Origin of the sequence: Clostridium sp. MT-14 (genome assembly GCF_042436595.1) — a bacterium.
GTDB lineage: Bacteria > Bacillota > Clostridia > Clostridiales > Clostridiaceae > Clostridium_B > Clostridium_B aromativorans.
The window spans coordinates 1-20,792 of record NZ_JBHMIY010000040.1; the positions used below are offsets into that span (position 1 = coordinate 1).

Annotated in this window: 21 protein-coding genes and 2 riboswitches; of the genes, 4 read left to right on the top strand and 17 right to left on the bottom strand. The window is 33.6% G+C overall.

What is annotated here, in order from left to right:
• Positions 1–194 (bottom strand): B12-binding domain-containing protein (locus ACFHWD_RS18280; RefSeq protein ID WP_378062843.1); only part of this gene is annotated, 194 nt, incomplete at its 3' end.
• Positions 195–554: 360 nt separating this feature from the next.
• On the opposite strand from ACFHWD_RS18280, the gene ACFHWD_RS18285 reads away from it, so the two are divergent.
• Positions 555–1,919 carry a uroporphyrinogen decarboxylase gene (locus ACFHWD_RS18285; RefSeq protein WP_150358624.1) on the top strand — a complete coding sequence of 455 codons (1,365 nt, stop codon included), beginning with the start codon at positions 555–557 and terminating at the stop codon, positions 1,917–1,919.
• An 80-nt stretch (positions 1,920–1,999) separates the two neighbouring features.
• On the opposite strand, the gene ACFHWD_RS18290 is transcribed toward ACFHWD_RS18285, so the two are convergent.
• The 9 genes from ACFHWD_RS18290 to ACFHWD_RS18330 all read right to left on the bottom strand — a co-directional run bounded on the left by ACFHWD_RS18290 (position 2,000) and on the right by ACFHWD_RS18330 (position 9,036).
• Positions 2,000–2,779 carry an MFS transporter gene (locus ACFHWD_RS18290; protein ID WP_378062845.1) on the bottom strand — a complete coding sequence of 260 codons (780 nt, stop codon included), beginning with the start codon at positions 2,777–2,779 and terminating at the stop codon, positions 2,000–2,002.
• 22 nt (positions 2,780–2,801) lie between these two features.
• Complete coding sequence (locus ACFHWD_RS18295) at positions 2,802–2,945, bottom strand: hypothetical protein (RefSeq protein WP_179976924.1); 144 nt, start codon at positions 2,943–2,945, stop codon at positions 2,802–2,804.
• 12 nt (positions 2,946–2,957) lie between these two features.
• Positions 2,958–4,112 (bottom strand): uroporphyrinogen decarboxylase family protein, encoded by a 1,155-nt coding sequence (locus ACFHWD_RS18300; RefSeq protein WP_150358626.1) that lies wholly within the window; start codon positions 4,110–4,112, stop codon positions 2,958–2,960.
• Position 4,113: 1 nt separating this feature from the next.
• Positions 4,114–4,752: a B12-binding domain-containing protein gene (locus tag ACFHWD_RS18305; RefSeq protein ID WP_150358627.1), complete on the bottom strand. Its 639-nt coding sequence runs from the start codon at positions 4,750–4,752 to the stop codon at positions 4,114–4,116.
• A 178-nt stretch (positions 4,753–4,930) separates the two neighbouring features.
• Entirely contained in the window at positions 4,931–5,740 is an 810-nt protein-coding gene (locus ACFHWD_RS18310; RefSeq protein WP_150358628.1) for a methyltetrahydrofolate cobalamin methyltransferase, read from the bottom strand.
• Positions 5,741–5,863: 123 nt separating this feature from the next.
• Positions 5,864–6,019 (bottom strand): hypothetical protein, encoded by a 156-nt coding sequence (locus ACFHWD_RS18315; protein WP_179976923.1) that lies wholly within the window; start codon positions 6,017–6,019, stop codon positions 5,864–5,866.
• A gap of 20 nt (positions 6,020–6,039) precedes the next feature.
• The gene (locus ACFHWD_RS18320; RefSeq protein ID WP_150358629.1) at positions 6,040–7,206 is read right to left on the bottom strand and encodes a uroporphyrinogen decarboxylase family protein; all 1,167 of its coding nucleotides are present in this window, start codon (positions 7,204–7,206) and stop codon (positions 6,040–6,042) included.
• 237 nt (positions 7,207–7,443) lie between these two features.
• Positions 7,444–7,815, bottom strand: a complete 372-nt coding sequence (locus ACFHWD_RS18325) for a hypothetical protein (RefSeq protein WP_150358630.1) — start codon at positions 7,813–7,815, stop codon at positions 7,444–7,446.
• 249 nt (positions 7,816–8,064) lie between these two features.
• Complete coding sequence (locus ACFHWD_RS18330) at positions 8,065–9,036, bottom strand: asparagine synthetase A (protein ID WP_150358631.1); 972 nt, start codon at positions 9,034–9,036, stop codon at positions 8,065–8,067.
• Between the two features lie 282 nt (positions 9,037–9,318).
• Here ACFHWD_RS18330 and ACFHWD_RS18335 point away from each other — a divergent pair, with 282 nt between their 5' ends.
• The gene (locus ACFHWD_RS18335; protein WP_150358511.1) at positions 9,319–9,816 is read left to right on the top strand and encodes an Lrp/AsnC ligand binding domain-containing protein; all 498 of its coding nucleotides are present in this window, start codon (positions 9,319–9,321) and stop codon (positions 9,814–9,816) included.
• An 85-nt stretch (positions 9,817–9,901) separates the two neighbouring features.
• Positions 9,902–10,117, top strand: a complete 216-nt coding sequence (locus tag ACFHWD_RS18340) for a DUF378 domain-containing protein (protein WP_150358510.1) — start codon at positions 9,902–9,904, stop codon at positions 10,115–10,117.
• A gap of 54 nt (positions 10,118–10,171) precedes the next feature.
• Here the strand turns inward: ACFHWD_RS18340 and argH are convergent, their stop codons facing one another.
• The 7 genes from argH to ACFHWD_RS18375 all read right to left on the bottom strand — a co-directional run bounded on the left by argH (position 10,172) and on the right by ACFHWD_RS18375 (position 18,539).
• Entirely contained in the window at positions 10,172–11,488 is a 1,317-nt protein-coding gene (argH, locus tag ACFHWD_RS18345; protein WP_378062844.1) for an argininosuccinate lyase, read from the bottom strand.
• Between the two features lie 2 nt (positions 11,489–11,490).
• A complete protein-coding gene (locus ACFHWD_RS18350; protein WP_229982020.1) occupies positions 11,491–12,696 on the bottom strand; it encodes an argininosuccinate synthase in 1,206 nt (401 codons plus the stop codon).
• 125 nt (positions 12,697–12,821) lie between these two features.
• Entirely contained in the window at positions 12,822–13,601 is a 780-nt protein-coding gene (locus ACFHWD_RS18355) for an amino acid ABC transporter ATP-binding protein (protein WP_150358507.1), read from the bottom strand.
• Positions 13,602–13,638: 37 nt separating this feature from the next.
• Complete coding sequence (gene ehuC, locus ACFHWD_RS18360; protein ID WP_150358506.1) at positions 13,639–14,289, bottom strand: ectoine/hydroxyectoine ABC transporter permease subunit EhuC; 651 nt, start codon at positions 14,287–14,289, stop codon at positions 13,639–13,641.
• A gap of 29 nt (positions 14,290–14,318) precedes the next feature.
• A complete protein-coding gene (locus tag ACFHWD_RS18365) occupies positions 14,319–15,140 on the bottom strand; it encodes an ABC transporter substrate-binding protein (protein WP_150358505.1) in 822 nt (273 codons plus the stop codon).
• A gap of 213 nt (positions 15,141–15,353) precedes the next feature.
• Positions 15,354–16,040: a hydrolase gene (locus tag ACFHWD_RS18370; RefSeq protein ID WP_150358504.1), complete on the bottom strand. Its 687-nt coding sequence runs from the start codon at positions 16,038–16,040 to the stop codon at positions 15,354–15,356.
• 102 nt (positions 16,041–16,142) lie between these two features.
• Positions 16,143–18,539, bottom strand: coding sequence for a homocysteine S-methyltransferase family protein (locus ACFHWD_RS18375; RefSeq protein WP_150358503.1), 2,397 nt, complete (start codon positions 18,537–18,539; stop codon positions 16,143–16,145).
• A gap of 410 nt (positions 18,540–18,949) precedes the next feature.
• Positions 18,950–19,035, bottom strand: a riboswitch (SAM riboswitch).
• 130 nt (positions 19,036–19,165) lie between these two features.
• A riboswitch (SAM riboswitch) is annotated at positions 19,166–19,275 on the top strand.
• Positions 19,276–19,395: 120 nt separating this feature from the next.
• On the opposite strand from ACFHWD_RS18375, the gene ACFHWD_RS18380 reads away from it, so the two are divergent.
• Positions 19,396–20,679, top strand: a complete 1,284-nt coding sequence (locus ACFHWD_RS18380) for an O-acetylhomoserine aminocarboxypropyltransferase/cysteine synthase family protein (protein ID WP_150358502.1) — start codon at positions 19,396–19,398, stop codon at positions 20,677–20,679.
• Positions 20,680–20,792: the final 113 nt, after the last annotated feature.

Consider the following 20,792-nt stretch of genomic DNA (forward strand, 5'->3'; position numbering starts at 1 on the left):
AAATCCGCTATATAGTAATCTTTATTTTCGTATAATTTCCCAACTTTCTCCATACCTATATTGACAGTTTCCAGCAAGGTTATAGGATCCATTCCCTTATCCAAAGCTTCATCTGCCAGATTTATTACCTTTTCTTCATCTAACTGTTCCACATATTTTATGATCAATTTTTTCAATTCACTTAAATTATGCATCTTTTCCTCCATCAATACATAATACATTGTCTCTATTCAATCATCTTTTTATTGAAATACTTATGCAGCTGTGTATTTTATTTTATTATATATCTAATTTTTCAGTTTGTCAGTACTCCGATATGATCTACAAAAATAAATAGCAAATTTTCAGTAATAATATTATTTTTATAAAATTTATAATTTTCATTTTATTGAAATCGTTGACAAATTAAAGATGCGTATGTATAATAAACTTATAAATAACTAGTATATACAAGATCTGAATTATAAAATTTCCTCTCATAAAACAATACAATTTACAGAATTCAAATCCATTTATTAAAAATTTTTAAAAATATTTTTAGGTTGGTGATGTAAATGAGTAATATAAAATCAATACAGGCAGAAAAAACACAAAATTTTATTGATGTGTTTGACAATAAGATTCCAAAAAGAGTTCCAATCAATGTATCATTTAATTTTGAAACATTAGCAAAATTAGGTGGCTTAGATTTAATTGAAGCACAATGGAATCCAAGTATAATTGAAAAAGCTGTTGAAAATATCGTACCTCTAATATATTCAGATATAGTACCTATGGGGTCAGCATTAAGATATCCATCCTATTATCAGACATTAAAATCCCAATCTTTCGTCATGGGATCCAATGGTTTTTTCCAACATCCAGAAGTAATCGGCATGTTTGAAGATGAATACGATTATTTGATAGAAAGGCCCTTAGATTGTATTATGGAAAAAGTAATTCCCAGGCAATATAAAGCTTTGAATTTAAAAGATCCGATAAATATGATGACTAATTTTATGAAAGCATTTCTAGGTTTCAATAACGACAACAATATAACTGGATCAATTGTTAAAAAAATGATTGAAAAGTATGGATATTATATAGGTCCTCCCTCTGGGTCCAGTGGATTTACTGAAGCACCTTATGATTTTCTAGCAGATCAACTTCGAAGTTTTAAAGGAATATCACTGGATATTCGAAGAATGCCTCAAAAAGTTGCAGATGCATGTGAAGCTTTATACCCAATTGTGTTGAAAAAAGGAATGCCTTCTGTAATATCAGATTATGGTCATGTTTTTCTTCCACTTCATATGCCAACCTTCATGAGAGAAAAATATTTTGCCAAGTACTGGTGGCCAAGTTTTAAGAAACTTCTTGATGAATACGCTTCTATGGGAATTCACTGCAGAATTTTCTGTGAAGATAACTGGGATAGATACTTAGATTATTTACAAGATCTCCCAACGAATACATACATTCAGTTTGAATACGGCGATCCTAAACTAATTAAAGACAAGCTTGGGAAAAAACATATAATCACTGGTTTATATCCTATTTCGTATTTAAAATCACATACAAAACAGGAATGTATTGATCTAGCTAAAAAATATATTGACATTCTAGCCCCAGGTGGAAAATACATTTTTGGCCTTGATAAGAGTGCCTTAATAGGTGATGTAGTTATTGAAAATTTCAATGCAGTAACAGAAACAGTGAGAGATTATGGAGTATATAAGGATAATATAGGAAAAACAGCTGGTTTAGCATTTAACAAAGCAGATTACACTGCTTCCAAAAGTAGAGATATTAAAAGTAAATACTACCAGACAAAAAAAACCATGATCGCAGAAAATCCCCAAATAACAGAATCAGGTATAGACAAAATGTCTGTATTTCAAGATAAAATTTTTCAATTTCTCATTTTTCTTTTACTATAGCCATAACTCTCTTAGAATAATTAATTTGTTCTAAGTCCATAAGAGATATTTATTTCCAGCGTCATTTAAGACGCTGGACTTTATCTTGCTGCTATTTCATTTTCCATTTCCTTTACTTTACCATCAGGAAGATTATAGAATAAAATTGCAATTAAAGCTACTAGACCAAATATAAACGGTGCTCCAAAAAATATAATTTTGAATCCAGATATGACCTCTGGCAAAACATTTGTCATATTTGCATTAAAATCTAATACGGCTAATCCAGCTGTTAATATAACACCTCTAACCAATATACTTACTTTAATAGAAAATGATGAGAATGCCATAATGACTCCTTTAGTATCTGCTCCAGTTTTCCATTGACTATATGTGGCCCCATTTGAATAAAATGAAGATGTAAGTCCGTATGATATTCCAAACAGTACTTGACCCACACCCATTATGGCAATTACTGCCACTGGATTTTCTGCAAATAAATACGCTACTACAATAGATATAATATATCCACTAACTCCTACGATATAGGACATTTTTGTTCCAATTCTCGCTACTATGTTTTTTGCAAATAGAGCTCCCAATAGACCCGCAATATTAAATACCAATAAAAATATTGGCTGTAAAGAAATACTATTGGTCACATATTTGAAATAATAAAAAGCTGCTGCCATTAACAAGTAATAACCTATAAGTTTGCAAAAATCCGATAATACAAAAATCAACAATGGTTTATTTAAAAATATCGCTTTAAACATGTCAGCTAAAGATGGGTTTCTTTTTTTATCGGTACTTACTACACTACCTGAAGTTTTGATATTTACTTTAACATCTTCATAACCTTTCGATATGATAAAATGTATATAATACGTTTGAGAATTTTTACTACATCAATAAATTAAGAACAAATATAAACATCATTTCTTCATATTGCTGCATTTTAGGAGCCATTTTTCCTTCAAGCTTTTCGTCGATTTCAGGATGTTTTTCCTTATACTTTTCCCATGTTTTATAGTATTCTGTTTCCATATCAAATTCCCCCTAATAATCAGTATTTTCAGCTACATATTCCAATACTGCCTGTAGATTTTCAATTTTGACACTATCTGCAGTTATAATGGCCTTGTCAAAACCAAACATATATTTCCCGCCTGGTGCAAGAATATCCACAAGCTCCTTAGCTTTATCTATACACTGCTGCTTTGTTCCTGTCTTAAGTATGGAAATCGGATAAAAACCTGTAAGAATATGTTTTTTCCCTAACTTCTCTTTTATAAACTTAGGATCTCCATACTCAAACCACATTCTAGTATTTTCAGGCAGTTCATATAGATAGTCCACATAACGTGTCCAATCATTTTCAACAAACAGCAGAGACGGCTGTCCGGCTGCAGCCAATTCTTCAACTTCTCTCTTAAAACTAGGCCAATATAATTTTTCAAAATCCTTAGTACGAATATATGGCGCCATATGAAGTGGAATGAAAGTTCCTCCATATTTTGAAGGCGATGCAGGTATTCCACCCTTTACCATTATTGGGGTTACAGCCTCACAAGCTGCTGCTACCTTATCAGCGCGTCTTCTTATGTCGCCTGTTATACCTCTAAATCCCCTCAATTGATCTGACATGAAATCAAAAGGTGCTTCGACAAATCCGTTGGTATTTCCCGCGGAAGAATAACCATATTTTTTAATTAGTTTCTCATAGAGTGCAGTCACATTATTAACTTCATCATAAAACGCCTTAAAGGCTTTCGCCATTACAAGAGATCTTTGAACTGGATTGGTATTTAACTCAGTGTAAATTCTAGGCAGTATTTTTTCCATAATACAATTATAGGGCGATTCAATGAATTCATCATATTCCTCTGCCTCCAGACCACTGATCTCTGGATGCTGCAAAAAACCACTGGAGCTCATTACAAAATTTCTAGCCCCTAAAATTGTGTAGTACAGTGGAAATCTAAGAGCTTGTACAGGAAGTATATCGGAAACGAAATTTTCACATACTTTTTCAAATATTCCTTCAAGCATGGAAGTATCCCACTGTGATTCTGCCAGATCCTCACCTGCATACTGTATGGAAAATTCAAGAGGAAAATTTACACTTATGGGTACCCTCTTTGGAATCTTACCATCAAATAAATCCTTAAATAATTGAGTTCTCTCGCGCGCCAAAGTTTTTACATCTGCCATATTAACTCACCCACCCTTGACAAATTTTTACACCTTCTGCAGCATTTGTGGTGAAGGCATCAGCTCTAACATGTTCGCAAGCTTCCTTCGTAACGGGATTCCCGCCTATAATTATCTTTACCTTGTCCTTTACATTTTGCTTTTCAAATTCATCCACTATATTCTTCATAGAGTCAATAGCGAGTGTAAGCACTCCACTCATTCCCACAATCTGAGGATTCACTTCTCTTATTTTGTCTATAAAAGCCGATGCAGGCTGATCTATTCCTATATCATATACCTCAAATCCTGCCGCTTCTGCCATACTCTTAAATATATTTTTGCCTATGTCATGAAGATCTCCCTGTACCGTACCTAAAACAATAGTTCCCACTTTCTTGGAACTTCCTGAACCTATTACAGGTTTTAAGATATCAATGGCATTTGTGAGAAGTTCTCCTGCAAAAATCAAATCCCCTACAAAGTATTCACCCTTGTCAAACAGATCACCTACTATTCCCATACCATCCTGACATGCACTTACAACTTTTTGAGCCTCTTTCTCTTCCGGATTTGAATTCACAAATTCTTTCAACATCTCAAAAACTTTGTCTTCATCCAAATCCCCTACTGCTTGTGTTAACAATTTATAATCCATAATCTAATCCCCCTATATTTTAAAGTTCAAAGTACAAAGACCAAATATGGCTTAATGAAAATGTTCGAACGATATCAAAAATTCATCAAACCTCAAATATTCTGAACTCTGAACTTTGACAATAGTATACTTTCTAAATAAGTTTCTTTTACTTAAACATACCAAAAATATTTCAAAATACTTATTTCTCCCTTACTGGTCCAATTTTATTTTTTCTATAGGCATTTGAGAATTTTCTGCAGTATTTATCTTTTCCCATAAGTGCTTCAGTTGCAAGAAGAGCCGTCATAATTTCTCTATTACAGGGATCCATAATGGCAGAATCCATACCCATAAAAGTGGCAATGGTCAAGAAATTTTGATTCACAAATTTTCTAAGAGGCATTCCAAATGAAATATTGCTTAAACCCGATGTGATTTTAATAGTAGAATATATGGATTTTATAGATTTCATGGCTTCAATAAAATCAAGCAGAGAAGTATTTTCTGTAGCAAGAGCCATAACCAGTGGGTCTATATGAATTCTCTCTGGCTTTATATCATATTTTTGCGCCTCTTCTACTAAATCTCTGGCTATATTCACCTTGGTTTTCACATCAGATGGAATACCCTTATTGTCACAGGTAAGTGCAATTACCTGCCATTCCGTACCTTTAATCATAGGATATATAATGCTGCATTTATCACCCTCTTTTGACACAGAATTTATTATCCCAGGTTTTTTAGCATATTTAAAAGCAGCTTCAATGGTCCTGGGATTAGGACTATCTATAGATAGAGGTTTATCTACGGCATCTTGAACAATATCCATAAGCCACTTTAATGTTTCAAGTTCCACTTCAGGAGCAGTACTTGCACATACATCAATGTAATCTGCCCCAGCTTCCGCCTGTTTAACTGCCCTATTTCTGATAAATTCTTCATCTTTGTTTTCTATAGCTTTTTTTACGCTTGGAATTGTTCCATTGATCTTTTCTCCAATAATAATCACTTGAAATCCCCCATTCCTAGTTTCTAGTAAACCTCAACTTGTATATACTTGTTATATATTACTTAAATTATATACTTGATATTCTGTTTTGTCAACGATTTCATCAATATATGAAAATTTTATTCAGAGCAATAAAGTAATGATAAAATCTCTAATTTCCATATCATAACTTTCAAGAACTGGTTTCATGTAGATTTCTTCCCTCTCCTGAATTGGATAACCTACTTTCTCACACATTCTCTTATATTCTTCCCAATCTTGCAAATATTTGCTGTTCATTTTCTCTCCTCCTCTATTTCTCAATATACACCATAGGTATGGTATGTCTCTAAAACAGCATGCAAATTATCAATGTTTACACTATTGACAGTAATAATATTTTTATCAAAATCAAAAAAATATTTTCCTCCCGGTGCAAGAATATCAATGAGTTCTTTTGCCTTGTCAACACACTGTTGTTTCGTACCGGTCTGCAATAGTCCTAGAGGATAAAGTCCTGTAATAATATGACGTTCTCCTAATTTCTTCTTTATTTCTTTTGGATCTCCGTATTCAAAACGTAAAATCGTATTTTCCGGTAAATCATAAAGTGAATCAAGAAATCTAGACCAATCTTGTTCAAGAAAAAGATAAGATTTTCCACCCGCTGCAGCAATTCCATCTATGGTACGTTTAAAAGTTGGATAAAAAATTTTTTCATAATCCCTTGTACGCATATAAGGCGGCATATGTAATGGAATAAAAGTATAATTATAAATTGACGGATGTGCTGGTATACCTCGTTTCAACATAATATCACAAACTGCTTCACAGGCCTCAGTAAGCTGTTTAGGTTTCCTACGTATATCCAGGCTGATTTCTTTAAATCCTCGAAGCTGATCGGCAATAAAGTCCATTGGAACTGCAGTCATAGCATAAGACTGCAACGGAGCCTGATATTTTCCATATTCCCTTTCAAGATCGGGAATAATCACACCATTTAAGAATCCCACCGTATCACAATGAGCTTTATAAGCCTTTGCCATTACTAAAGATCGACTGATTGGATTTGTGTCAAGTGCCGAATATATTCTTGGAAGAATAGTTTCTAAAATGAAATCCATAGGTGACTTTATAAAAGCTTCATATTCGTCAGAATGCATAGCTGATATTTCTGGATGCTGCAAAAAACCATTGGATCCCATTACAAAATTTTTAGCACCTAACATTTGATAAAACACTGGAAACCGCACGGCATCACGTATTGGAAATATATCTGAATAAAAATCATCAGCAACTTTTCTAAATGCATCTTCCAGCAGCCCTGGATTCCACTGTGCTTTCAAAATATCAAGCCCCGCATATTGAATCGCAAATTCTACTGTCACCCAAGCTGCAATAGGTACTCTTTTGGGAATTTTTCCTTCATACAAATTATGAAAAATCTCCTGTCTTTCTTGCTGTAGTTCCCCGCTGCATTTCCCCATATTATAACCTCCCCTTATAAATAAATAATATCAAACAAATATCAATTAATAACCCCCGAAATTACAAATAGTCATGTATATACAGGTTATCTATATGTTATCTCAATTATATGTGTATTTTCTTACTTTGTCAACGATTTTATTGTAATATTTTAAATGTTCAGAATAATATAAAACGCATCAAGATCTCTTATGAAAAAGCGATATTTGATGCGATCTATTGAAAAATATGTAAAATTACCTTTTATTTTTCTTATTATTCTTTTTATGATTAACTCTATTTGGCTTGGCTTTAGGTTTTATCTTTATATCTTTTGCATTCTTTTTACCAGTATTGTATATAGCTCCGCTTTTTAGATCTATAAACCACAGGAAAAAAATTAAAAATGCAGCAGAAAACACATACTGCCATACCGTCCCATTTAAATTATATCTAAAATAAGCTGCTACAACTGGTGGTAAAATAAACGATGCTATAGATAAGGCTAGAATCAACCATCTATTAGGGTGAAATTTATATAACACATGAGATTTTAAAAAATTATACACTACTAAAAATATTACTGCAATAAACAATATCTGTATTACTACATTTAACCATAAAGGCATTTTATTACCTCCCTTAAATTTTTCTGTCCTTTATATTATCATATACTTTACAGTTTATATCAATACCCTTTGATAATAAATAAAGTTCAAAGTGCAAACTTAGACAATTCCCAGTTCACAATGCACAATTTATGAAGATTTTCGGTTAAACCCAAAAATCCGCCAAATTTGACAATTGAACTCTGAACCATGATATTTGAATGAAGTTTGAACTCTGAACTTTAATATTTTATATAACAGCCACTTTATTTAAAATAAGTAAGTTTCCCCAGGTTTCCTTGTAAACACAGTGACATCATCAATTTCCTTCTGCTGACATACAAATCTAGTCATTCTCTCTACTCCAAAACCAGCTCCTGCAGTTTTAGGTATTTTACCCTCTTTTGCAAGTTCAATATAATTTCTAAAAGCATTTTCATCTACACCAAGTTCTCTCATTCTAGTAAGTATTCTATCATACTTGTACTCTCTTTCTCCTCCGCTCAGACCTTCTATATATCCATAAGGCCATATCAGATCATAGTTTCTATAAGTACCCGGCTTTTCCAGATCCTCAGCATCATAAAATTCTCTCTTGTGATTTATGAGCCAGAATGGTTGAGTTGCCTTTTTTGAAGCTATCTCTTCGAAATCATCTCCATATTTTGCTTTAAGTTCCTGAGTAGTATATCTCTTGAACGGTATAGTTACATCTAGATGTGATGTTCCAATTCCCAAAGTTTTGAATTCATCTGCACATTCTTTCTTTATATAATCAAATACATATTTGACAAGTCCCTCCTGAAATTCAAATACATCATCCATACTTGCTCCCTTGAATTCAAAATCAACCTGAGTAAATTCAAATAAGTGTCTCTTATCTCCTTCCTCTTCCTGCTCAAGCCTTACATTAGGAGATACTATATATATTTTATCAAGATATGGGCTGGATAACATTATCTGTTTATGAAATATCATCGATTTCGTTATATTAAATTTTTGTCCCTCATATTTTAATTCACAATCCTCTACATCATGATTTAATGTATCCGTAATAGGTGCTATCATTATAGGCATGATCCTAGTCACACCTTTTTTATACATATATTCATCGGATGCTCTCAATATAGCCTGCTGCACATGAAGTATATGAGGCAGTTCTTTTCTCGATATTTTCTGTAATGCCTTGTCCAAAAGCTTTAACTCCTTTTTTCTTTCATCCTTTAATACATACGTCTTCATTACATACGTCCCCCTTTGATAGTTATATAAATTTACTACTCATTTACTTTTTTATGTTCTTCATTAACAATATAATAATACTTTTTTAAGTATCTTGCAATATTAATAATAGAATTTGTATTTTGTTATCAATATAATATTTATATACATGATTCATTAAAAGTTTATAAATTATTAATCAATGATAACGTTTTAAATTATTAATTTAATAAAAATTTCTGCTATAATATTATTTGGGGGAATAAAAATTAAAATAATTAGATCGTGAAGGAGGGGATTCAATTGAGTTTAAAAGTTTCTGGATTAGATGATTTAGATCTGCAAATTCTTGATATTCTTTTAAAGGATTCTAGAACTCCTTTTTTAGAGATAGCTAGAAAATGCCATGTGAGTGGTGGAACCATTCATGTTAGAATGAAAAAAATGCAGGACATGAATATAATAAAAGGTACTAAGCTTATAATAGATAATTCCAAGATAGGCTATGATGTATGTGGCTTTATAGGTATTTATTTAGATAAAGCCAAATCTTTTAAAGGTGTCCTCGAGCAATTGGAAAATATAAAAGAAATTGTTGAAATTCACTATACTACTGGAGTTTACTCTATTTTTGTAAAAGTTGTATGTAAAAATATAACAGATTTACAGAATCTACTTATGAACAAGATTCAATCTGTAGATGGAATACAGAGGACTGACACTATAATATCCCTATTTCAGCCTGTGGATAGGAGCATAAATATAGATATATTAAGTAATGAGTCATATAACAAAAATTAGTCTTTCATCTTCTTTTTATTTTACCTTATAAATTTCATACAATTTGTAAATAATAGTTTATATAAAATAAAAAGGAGATGTGAATATGAGAACATTAGACATTATTGCACTAATATTGGTGGTAATAGGTGCTCTCAACTGGGGACTAATTGGATTTTTTAGATATGATCTTATAGCATCACTATTTGGTACAATGTCTTCATTTACAAGAATATTGTATGCTCTAGTAGGTCTTGGAGGATTATATGCTCTTTCGTTTTTTGGAAAAGAAACAGAAAGCAGACATACAAAAGAAGTTTAGGTATTAAAAAGTGGAAAGTTAATTTTTAAAAACTTTCCACTTTTTAATATACCCTTATTTAAGATTTTTTTTGATTCCTCTGTTTAACGTATTTCTATAATCTATAAATTCATATACATCTTCCGAAAACAAAGTGCTGAAATTTTTCAGCTCCTCCAGTTGAAGATCTTCAATGGATTTATTTTTATTCTCACAGTAAAGTACAATTTCGCCAATAACCTTATGGGCATCTCTAAAAGCCATACCTTTATTTACTAAATAATCTGCTGCTTCTGTAGCATTTAGAAACCCTTTCTTAACAGCATTAAAAGTATTGTCTTTATTGACTTTTAATGTGGAGAGTATACCATTCATTATTTTCAAACAGCTTAATATAGTATCTAAGGAGTTAAAAAACTGTTCTTTATCTTCCTGCATATCCTTATTATAGGCAAGAGGAATGTCCTTCATAGTGGTAAGCAGTGCCATAAGTGAACCATATACTCTCCCAGTTTTGCCTCTTATGAGTTCTGCAGCGTCAGGATTCTTTTTTTGAGGCATTATGCTGCTTCCTGTGGAAAATTCATCATCTATTTGTACAAAATCAAACTCTTTGCTGCTCCACAATATAAGTTCCTCACTAAGACGGCTTAAATGCATCATCAATATGGAAAAGTCTGATAACATCTCCAGGACGTAATCCCTGTCACTTACACCATCTAAAAAATTATCTACTGGTTTTCTAAATCCCAGTTCTTTAGCAGTAAAATATCTATCTATATCATAAGTCGTACCTGCCAGTGCACAGCATCCAAGAGGGCTTTCATCCATAATTTCAACAGCATTTAAAATTCTATTTTTGTCCCTTGATAACATAGAATAATACGCCATTATATAGTGCTTAAATGTTACTACTTGAGCCCTCTGAAGATGAGTATATCCTGGCATTATAACATTATTTCGTTCACCTAAATCTTTTATTGCAGTTTGAAGTATCTCTATACTTTGAACTACCTCCTGAGCTTCTTTCTTAACGTACAATCTAAAGTCCACTGCAACTTGATCATTTCTGCTTCTGGCAGTGTGTAATTTTTTTGCCACCTGACCTATTCTATCTATTAAATTTATCTCCACAAAACTGTGTATATCCTCATAGTCTCCCTCTACTTTCAATTTTCCACTTTCTATATCTTTTAATATGGACTTCAATCCCTCTAATATACTTCTGCCCTCTTCCTGAGTTAAAATCCTACATTTGGAAAGCATCTTTACATGGGCCATGCTTCCCTCTATATCCTCTTTGTAAAGCCGTCTGTCAAAACCCAGAGAACTGTTGAAATCTTCCATGAGCTTGCTCTCAGATTTTTTAAATCTTCCACCCCAAAGTTTCATGGTTAATTTTTCCTATCTTTATCTATTGCAGCCTTAATTTTATAGGGAAGGCCGAATAATTTAATAAAGCCGTCCGCATCCTTATGGTCATATAAATCACTGGCTCCAAAAGAAGATATACTCTCATTAAATAGAGGATATTGAGCGTCTATCGATGCTGTCAATATATTCCCCTTGTATAATTTCAATTTTACATTTCCGGTTACATTTTCCTGAGTAGCTTCAACAAAAGCATCCAATGCCTTTCTCAGGCTTCCAAACCAAAGCCCGTCATATACAAGTTCCCCATATTTTTGGGATACCAGTTGTTTATAATGAAAAGTATCTTTATCTATGGTCAACCTTTCAAGAGCAGTATGAGCAGCATAGAGTATGGTTCCACCTGGAGTTTCATATACCCCTCTGGATTTCATCCCAACCAGTCTATTTTCCACCATATCCACTATTCCTATTCCATTTTCGCCGCCTATTTTATTTAACTTTTCCATCATGGTAACAGGATCTAATTCCTGTCCATTTAATTTTTTAGGTTCTCCCTTTTCAAAATAGAGCTCTATATATGTGTCTTCATCTTTTGCCTTTTCAGGTGTAGTAGTCATAAAATACATACTTGTTTTGTGCTCATTTCGCGGATCCTCTAGATCTCCGCCCTCATGACTTACATGCCAAATATTTTTGTCGTTTGAATATATTTTCTCTTTAGTTGCAGCTACTTCCACTCCTTTGGAGTTTGCATAATCTATGGCATCTTCTCTTGATTTTATATTCCATAATCTCCATGGAGCTATTATCTTTATTGTTGGATCAAAGCTTGCTATCCCAACTTCAAAACGCACCTGATCATTTCCCTTACCAGTACATCCATGAGATATACATTTAGCCCCTTCTTTATGTGCTATCTCTACAAGTTTTTTTGCCATAAGAGGTCTTGCAAGAGATGTCCCAAGCATATAAGCTCCTTCATACAATAAGTTAGCCTTTACTGCCTTAAAAAGATAATCTTTTACAAACTCCTCTTTCATATCTTCAATGTATACTTTAGAAGCACCTGTTTCGAGAGCCTTTTTCCTCACTTGCTCCATGTCATCATCTTGTCCTACATCTATACAAGCCGCAATAACCTCCATATCATAATTTTCCTTTAGCCAAGGAATGATAACTGAAGTATCTAATCCTCCTGAATACGCCAATACCACTTTATCCTTCATAAATTTAACCTCCAATTTATTATAAATTCACAATTAACAATGCACAATTAATGATTATTTTCGGCAACATCCAAAAACATACCAGAATTTAACTCTGATATTTGAACTCTGATAAAATCTAAAGATCACTTAATAACCTTATCCAAAAAAGCTTTTGTTCTGTCCTCTTTCGGATGTGAAAATACCTGTTCTGGAGTACCCTGCTCCAGTATTTTTCCACCATCCATAAATATAACTCTGTCAGCAACCTCTTTTGCAAAACCCATCTCGTGAGTTACAACTACCATAGTCATCCCATCCTTAGCCAAATCCTTCATTACATTTAAAACTTCTCCTACAAGCTCTGGATCCAGTGCAGACGTAGGTTCATCAAAAAGCATTATATCTGGATTCATTGCAAGAGCTCTTGCAATAGCGACTCTCTGCTGCTGACCTCCTGAAAGCTTTGAAGGATAAAAATTTTCTTTGTCTTTTAAGCCAACTTTAGCCAACAGCTTTCTGGCTTTTAGCTGTGCTTCTGATTTTTTCTCCTTTTTGACTACCAGTGGAGCCTCCATAACATTTTGAATAGCTGTCATATGTGGAAACAGATTAAAACTTTGAAAGACCATCCCCATCTTTGTAGTTATTCTTCTTATCATCTTTTTATCCTTAGGATTTAATTTTTCTCCTTCTATAATTACAGAACCACTGTCCAATTCCTCTAAATGATTTAAGCACCTCAATAGAGTACTTTTTCCTGAACCAGAAGCTCCTATTACCACTAAAACCTCACCTTTTTTCACTTTTATGCTGAGATCCTTAAAAACCATCAAATTATTAAAACTCTTGGTTAAATGAGTGGCTTCTATCATATATTTATTTTTATCTAAATCCATGTGATTGTCTAAAGCTGTATTTTCCATAGATTACACCTCCAAATTAAATTTAAATGTTCTACAGTTAACTGTAAACGGCCAATTTTTTCTCAAACATTCCAAATACAGTGGTAAATACAGTGGTCATTACAAGATACAACACTGCTGCCGTAAGAAACACTGATATTGGATCAAAACTGCTGGCATATATCTGTTGGGCCGATCTCATGAGCTCCACCATTGCTATAGTAGATACTAAGGAAGTGTCCTTTAATATGGATATGAATTCATTTCCAACAGGCGGTATTATGATTTTCCAGGTTTGGGGAAGTATTATCTTTCTCATAGTTTCTCCATAACTAAATCCAAGTGCCTTTGCCGCTTCAAATTGTCCCTTGTTTACAGATTGAATTCCTCCCCTTATTATCTCCGCCATATAGGCTCCGCAGTTGAGTCCAAGTCCCAGTATTGCCGCTGAAAAAGGTGTAAGTTCTACTCCAACAAAAGGTAATCCATAATAAAAGAAAAACAATTGCAATAATAGAGGTGTGCCTCTGAATATCCATGTATAAAAACCTGATAGTGATTTAAGCACAATATTTTTAGATAATTTCAAAAGTGCTAAAAATATACCAAGAAGTGTTCCCAATATCAAAGTAATTACTGTAAGCTCCATAGTCATTACACTGCCCTTTAATAAAATAGGCAGTATATCATTAATAAATCCTATATTCACTGATCCAATCCACTTCCTCTTCGTATATATTATTTATATATGTCTTCTCCAAACCACTTTGTGGAAATCTTAGACATAGTTCCATCCTTCTTCAATTCGTTAAATGCTTTTTGTACCTCAGCTTCTAACTCTTTGTCGCCTTTCTTAAATCCTATTCCCATAGGCTCTTTACTCAACCTTTCATTTAGAACAGTATATTGATCCTTTTTATCAGACTTGGATATATAGTATTTTCCAACGGGTTCATCTACTACTACTGCATCAAGTCTTCCTATTAGAAGATCCTGAAGTTCCTCTGTAGTCTTGTCATATTTTTTTACTTCCTTTATATTCTTAAACTTTTTAACTACTTCTTCACTGGTGGTACCAAGTCCTACCCCCACCTTCTTACCGTCTAAATCCTTTGAACCTTTAATAGAAGTATTTCCTGTCTTGGTAACTATAATCTGATAATTTTGTACATAGGGCTCAGAAAAATCTATTTGTTTTTTTCTATCATCGGTTATGCTCATTCCTGATATTATTACATCAAATTTTCCGGATTTAAGTGCCAGAACTATTCCATTGAATTCAGTACCAACGAACTGAGCTTTTACTCCCATTTTTTTAGCTATAGCATTTGCCATATCTATATCAAATCCCTTAAGTGCATTTTGGTTGTCCCTAAATTCCATTGGCGGAAAAGAATCCTCCAACCCTACTTTTAAAACACCTGCTTTTTTTACCTTTTCCAAAGTATTTTGCGAATCTTGTCCGCTTTGTGAATTACTACTGCTGCCGCAGCCTGCTAATAACACTGTTGTAAAGGCTATTGACAATACTATTGTCATCACTTTTTTCAATTTTTTCATTTATATCTCCTCTTTTCAAATAATAAAAACTTTAACTCCTTAGGTTAAATATATAATAATTATACATATATTATTATAATTATGCAATACTTTTAGTAACAAAAAAACTGAAAATATAATCTAAAATTTATATTTCCAGTTTAATTCCCGTAATCTAAAAAGATTCAATTTTTATTTAAACTTGATGTGATGAAATAGTACTATACATTGTTCTCACGCTTTTCTGTATCGTTCCATGGTTTCCTTAAATAATTCAGCCGTCGAAGGTGGTGTATATGAAATGGCATTTGCACCTGCCCTTATAGTTTCTCTGATACTGTCCTCTGTTTTTCCTCCTGTGGCTATTATAGGAAATTCAGCATATTGTTGTCTTATTTTTCTTACCAAATCCGCACTGTTTTTACCCGCAGACACATTTAATATTGAAGCACCTGCTTCTATCCTCTTTCCAATATCATCCCTTTCAGAAACTACCGTAACTATAATTGGAATATCAATGGAATCTCTTACAGCTCTTACAATTTCATTAGATGTAGGACTATTGACCACTACCCCCATAGCCCCCGTAAATTCAGCATTAAGAGCCAGATTTATAACACGTTTTCCCGTGGTAAGTCCTCCTCCTACACCACAAAATATGGGTACGTCAGAAGCCGCAACAAGAGCTTCCGTTATAACGGACTGAGGCGTAAAAGGATATACCGCCAAAATTGCATCTGCATTTATGTTCTTTATGATTGCTATATCAGTAGTAAACGCAAGAGATTTTATTCTCTTTCCAAAAACCTTTATTCCACTAGCTTCTCTCATAACAAGAGGGAGATTTATCATATGATCTCTAAGTGTCCCTCTTATTTCCGGTACATACTTTGCAATTTTTTCATTAATTTTTTCACTCATCTTTATCTCCCCAAACCGGTTTTAATTTTTTTCTCAAATATATTTTACATTAAATGCAAGCAATATTCTATAAAAATTTCATTAATTTAAAGAATATATCTTCTATACCGAAAAAACTTCTTCTGCTATTTTTACAGCTTCTCTGGCATCCTTCGCATAGTAATCTGCCCCTATCATATCTGCATAATTTTGATTTAATACTGCCCCTCCCACTACAATTTTACATTGAAGCTCATTTTCTCTTAAAGCATCTATGGTTTTTTTCATATTTATCACAGTAGTGGTCATAAGTGCGCTGAGCCCTACCAGCTTTATATCATTTTCTCTTACAGTATTCACTATCTTCTCTATATCCACATCTCTGCCTAAATCTATTACGTCAAATCCATAATTTTCCATAAGTACTTTCACTATGTTTTTTCCAATGTCATGTATGTCGCCTTTTACCGTAGCTAATACTATATTCCCCTTTTCTATATTTTTTTCTCCATCTTCTAGTATTTTCTTCTTTATTATCTCAAAAGATTTTTTCACTGTCTCCGCTGACTGTATGAGCTGTGGTAAAAATATATCCTGTGACTCATACATTCTCCCCACTTCATCCAGGGCAGGAATTATATTATAATTAACTATTTCCTCTGCCATTTTATTTTTTAACAGCTGTGACGTTATTCTTACAGCCCGATCTTCTATTCCGTCAATAATGGCCGATTTCAAATCTCCTTCACTTTCACCCTTATCTTCTTTATCATTCTTGGATAATACATCATTTTTGCTCCCATATATGGATATATAATTATCTGCTTCTTTATCCAGATTCGCCAAAACTTCAAAAGCAGCTACAACATCTTTAACCCCCTGATCTTGAGTATTTATAATGGGGAGATCCAAACCAGCATCAAGCGCCATAGCAAGAAAAGTCCTATTTAATATACATCTTCTTGGAAGTCCATAAGATATATTGCTCACTCCCAATACAGTTTTTACTCCAAATTTTTCTTTTACAAGTTTTACAGCTTTTACCGTTTCCATGACTTCCCTCTGCTGTGCCGAAGCAGTAAGCGTAAGACAGTCAACTATTATATCCTTTTTATTAATTCCATAACAGGCTGCAGTTTTAATTATCTTTTCTGCAATTTTAACTCTTCCCTCCGCACTGTCTGGTATTCCTTTTTCATCTATAGTAAGTGCTATTATACATCCCCCATATTTTTTTACTATTGGGAATACTTTCTCCATGATATTTTTTCTTCCATTAACAGAATTTATTATGGGCTTTCCATTGTATACTCTAGCTCCCGCCTCCAATACACTAGGATTTGGACTATCGATATCTATAGGCAATCGCACTACCTTTTGTATAGCCTTTATAGCTTTTTCCATCATTTTAACTTCATCAATTTCAGGAAGTCCTACATTAAGTCCCAATATATGAGCTCCCTCTTCCTTTTGAGTTACAGCTTCTTTTTCTATATAGCTTACATCTCCACTTTTTAACTGTTTTTTATATATCTCTCTTCCTGTAGGGTTGATCCTTTCACCAATAATCTTTATACCTTCCCCTAAAATTACAGTATTGGTAGAAGAGCAAATTGCAGTATAGTCCTTTTCTTTTATATCAATAGGCTGTATATTTTCAAGGGCACTGACAGTAGCTTTTATAAATTCAGGATCGGTACCACAGCATCCTCCAAAAATTCTAACTCCTTTTTTCGCCATAATAGCCATATTTCTTGAAAATTCTTCTGGTGTTATATCATAGATTGTATTCTTTCCATCATACCTAGGTAATCCCGCATTAGGCTGCACCATAACAGGTATAGATGAATACTCCAATATTTCATCTACAATTCCCTGAAGTTCAGATGGTCCAAGAGAACAATTTACACCAAGTGCATCCACCCCAAGCGCTTCCAATGTAACCACCATTGTTTTGGGATCCGTACCCATAAGAGTTCTGCCGTCCTGCTGAAAAGTCATTGTACAAAACACCGGCAGAGTTGTATTTTCCTTGGCTGCAAGAATAGCTGCTTTGGTTTCATAAAGATCAGACATAGTTTCTATTAAAACCAAATCTGCTCCAGCTTTTTTACCTACAATAACCTGATTTTTAAATAATTTATATGCCGTTTCAAAGCTCAAATTACCTGCTGGCTCCATTATTTGGCCTATTGGACCCAGATCCAGAGCAACTAATTTTCCCATGCAGGCCGCCTCTTCCTTTGCAATTTTCACTCCGGCCGTAATAACATCTTCTATATTATAATTTGAAGAATTGTACTTAAGTTCATTAGCTCCGAAAGTATTGGATATTATTATATCCGCTCCTGCCTCCAGATATCCTCTATGTATTTTTTTTATTATTTCAGCATTGGTCACATTTAGGATCTCTGGAAGTTCTCCAGGTTGAAGACCTGATCTTTGAAGCATGGTTCCCATAGCTCCGTCAAAGAAAATAAATTTTTTGTCAAATTTGTCCAATGGATTTCTGAATACCATTTACTCCACCCCTTTTCAAATACAACTTATACTTCTCATATATCTATAATAGACGACTAATTTCTCTTTAACATTATAGTCATAATTATAATACATTTTTTATCATTTAGACATTGATCTATTCGAAGGTCACCACACTTATCCAATTCACAATATATAAAAATCAGCCAGATTTGGTATTTGAATATAGTTGGGACTCTGAATTTTCAATTAATCATATAAAAAAACTGCCTTCCTACAAGAAAGAAAAGCAGCTTATAACTTCATAAAAAGCCAATCCTTCTTATCTTTCAGAATTAATTTCACAGCAGATTCATGTTAACTTTAGATTCTTTTAAAATCAACTATGCTGCAAATAACAAGTTCAACGCTTAAAAACTTTTTTTACATAAACAGCAAAACTTGTTTGATTCTATTCTGCAGGAATTGACACCGATACACAATTGCCGGTTGTCGGATTTCATAGGGCCTGTCCCTCAATCTCTCGTGATAAGAATATTTTAATATTAATACTTAAAATCGAAATTGTCAATTACTTAATACATAAAATTTTTTCATTTTTTTTCATTTTCCCCTTGACAAACCCCCCCATGATCTGTTATGATTTTCTCAATTAAATACGGAACTTCTTATCCAGAGCGGCTGAGGGACTGGCCCTATGATGCCCGGCAACCTGAATGATAACTTTCATTCAACGGTGCTAATTCCAGCAGGTGTATAACCTGAAAGATGAGGAGCATGAGGAAAAATCTTCTTGTATCTCATCTACAAGAAGATTTTTTATTTTGCCAAAATATATAGAAGTTTCGTCCAGAATATTTAATATATTATAAAGAAATATGAGGAGGAAGTAAAAATGAGTGAAGAGAGAAAATTAGGTTTTGAAACATTACAGGTACATGCAGGTCAAGTGCCTGATCCAACAACGGGAGCAAGGGCAGTTCCAATTTATCAGACAACATCTTTTGTATTCAAAGATGCAGATGAAGCTGCAGACTTTTTCCAGCTTAAAAAACCAGGAAACGTTTATGCAAGAATAATGAACCCCACAGAAGATGTATTTGAACAGAGGATAGCAGCTCTTGAAGGTGGAAGTGCAGGTCTTGCTACAGCATCAGGTTTGGCAGCAATATTATATTCTATATTAAACGTGGCAAATGCAGGGGACAACATAGTTTCAGCCAGCACCCTCTACGGTGGAACTTATGAATTGTTCTCAGTAACTTTAAAGAAACTTGGAATCGACGTAACATTTGTAGATCCTGATGATCCTGAAAATATCAGAAAAGCAATCAAGGACAATACAAAAGCAGTCTATGCTGAAACCATAGGAAACCCGAGAATAAATGTACTGGATATAGAAGCAGTGGCAAATATAGCCCATGAAAATAAAATACCACTTATCATAGATAATACTTTTGGTACTCCATACCTGGTAAGACCAATAGAATACGGGGCAGATGTAGTTGTTCACTCTGCAACTAAATTCATAGGTGGACATGGAACTACCATAGGTGGAGTCATAGTTGACGGTGGAAAATTTGACTGGAGAGCAAGTGGTAAATTTCCTGATTTCACTACACCTGATGAGAGCTACAATGGACTTGTATATGCTGATCAAGGTCCTGTGGCATTTGCTACAAAAGCCAGAGTACAACTTTTAAGAAATACAGGTGCAACACTGAGTCCTCAAAGTGCATTTTATTTCTTGCTTGGACTTGAATCACTTTCACTGAGAGTTGAAAGACATGTTGAAAATACAAGAAAAGTAGTTGAATTTTTAAGTAAACACCCGAAGGTTGCATGGATAAACTATCCTGAACTTGAAGGAAGCCCATATAGAGAACTAGCTAAAAAATATCTTCCAAAGGGAGCAGGTTCCATATTTACTTTTGGAATAAAAGGCGGATTTGAAGCTGGAAAGAAATTTATAAACAGCGTAAAATTATTCTCTTTACTTGCAAATGTAGCAGATGCAAAGTCCCTTGTAATCCACCCATCAAGTACTACTCATGCAGAGTTGAACGAAGAACAACAGAAAGCTGCCGGAGTAACTCCTGATCTCATAAGGCTTTCAATTGGTGTGGAAAACATTGATGATATTATATATGATTTAGACCAAGCTCTAGCTAAAGCTTGATAATAAACAAAGTTCCCTAATTACTTTAAATTCCCTAATTTTTTATATAATTTAATTATAAAGAGCTGCTGCACAATTAAATTTGTGCAGCAGCTTATTTTACACTTTAATAT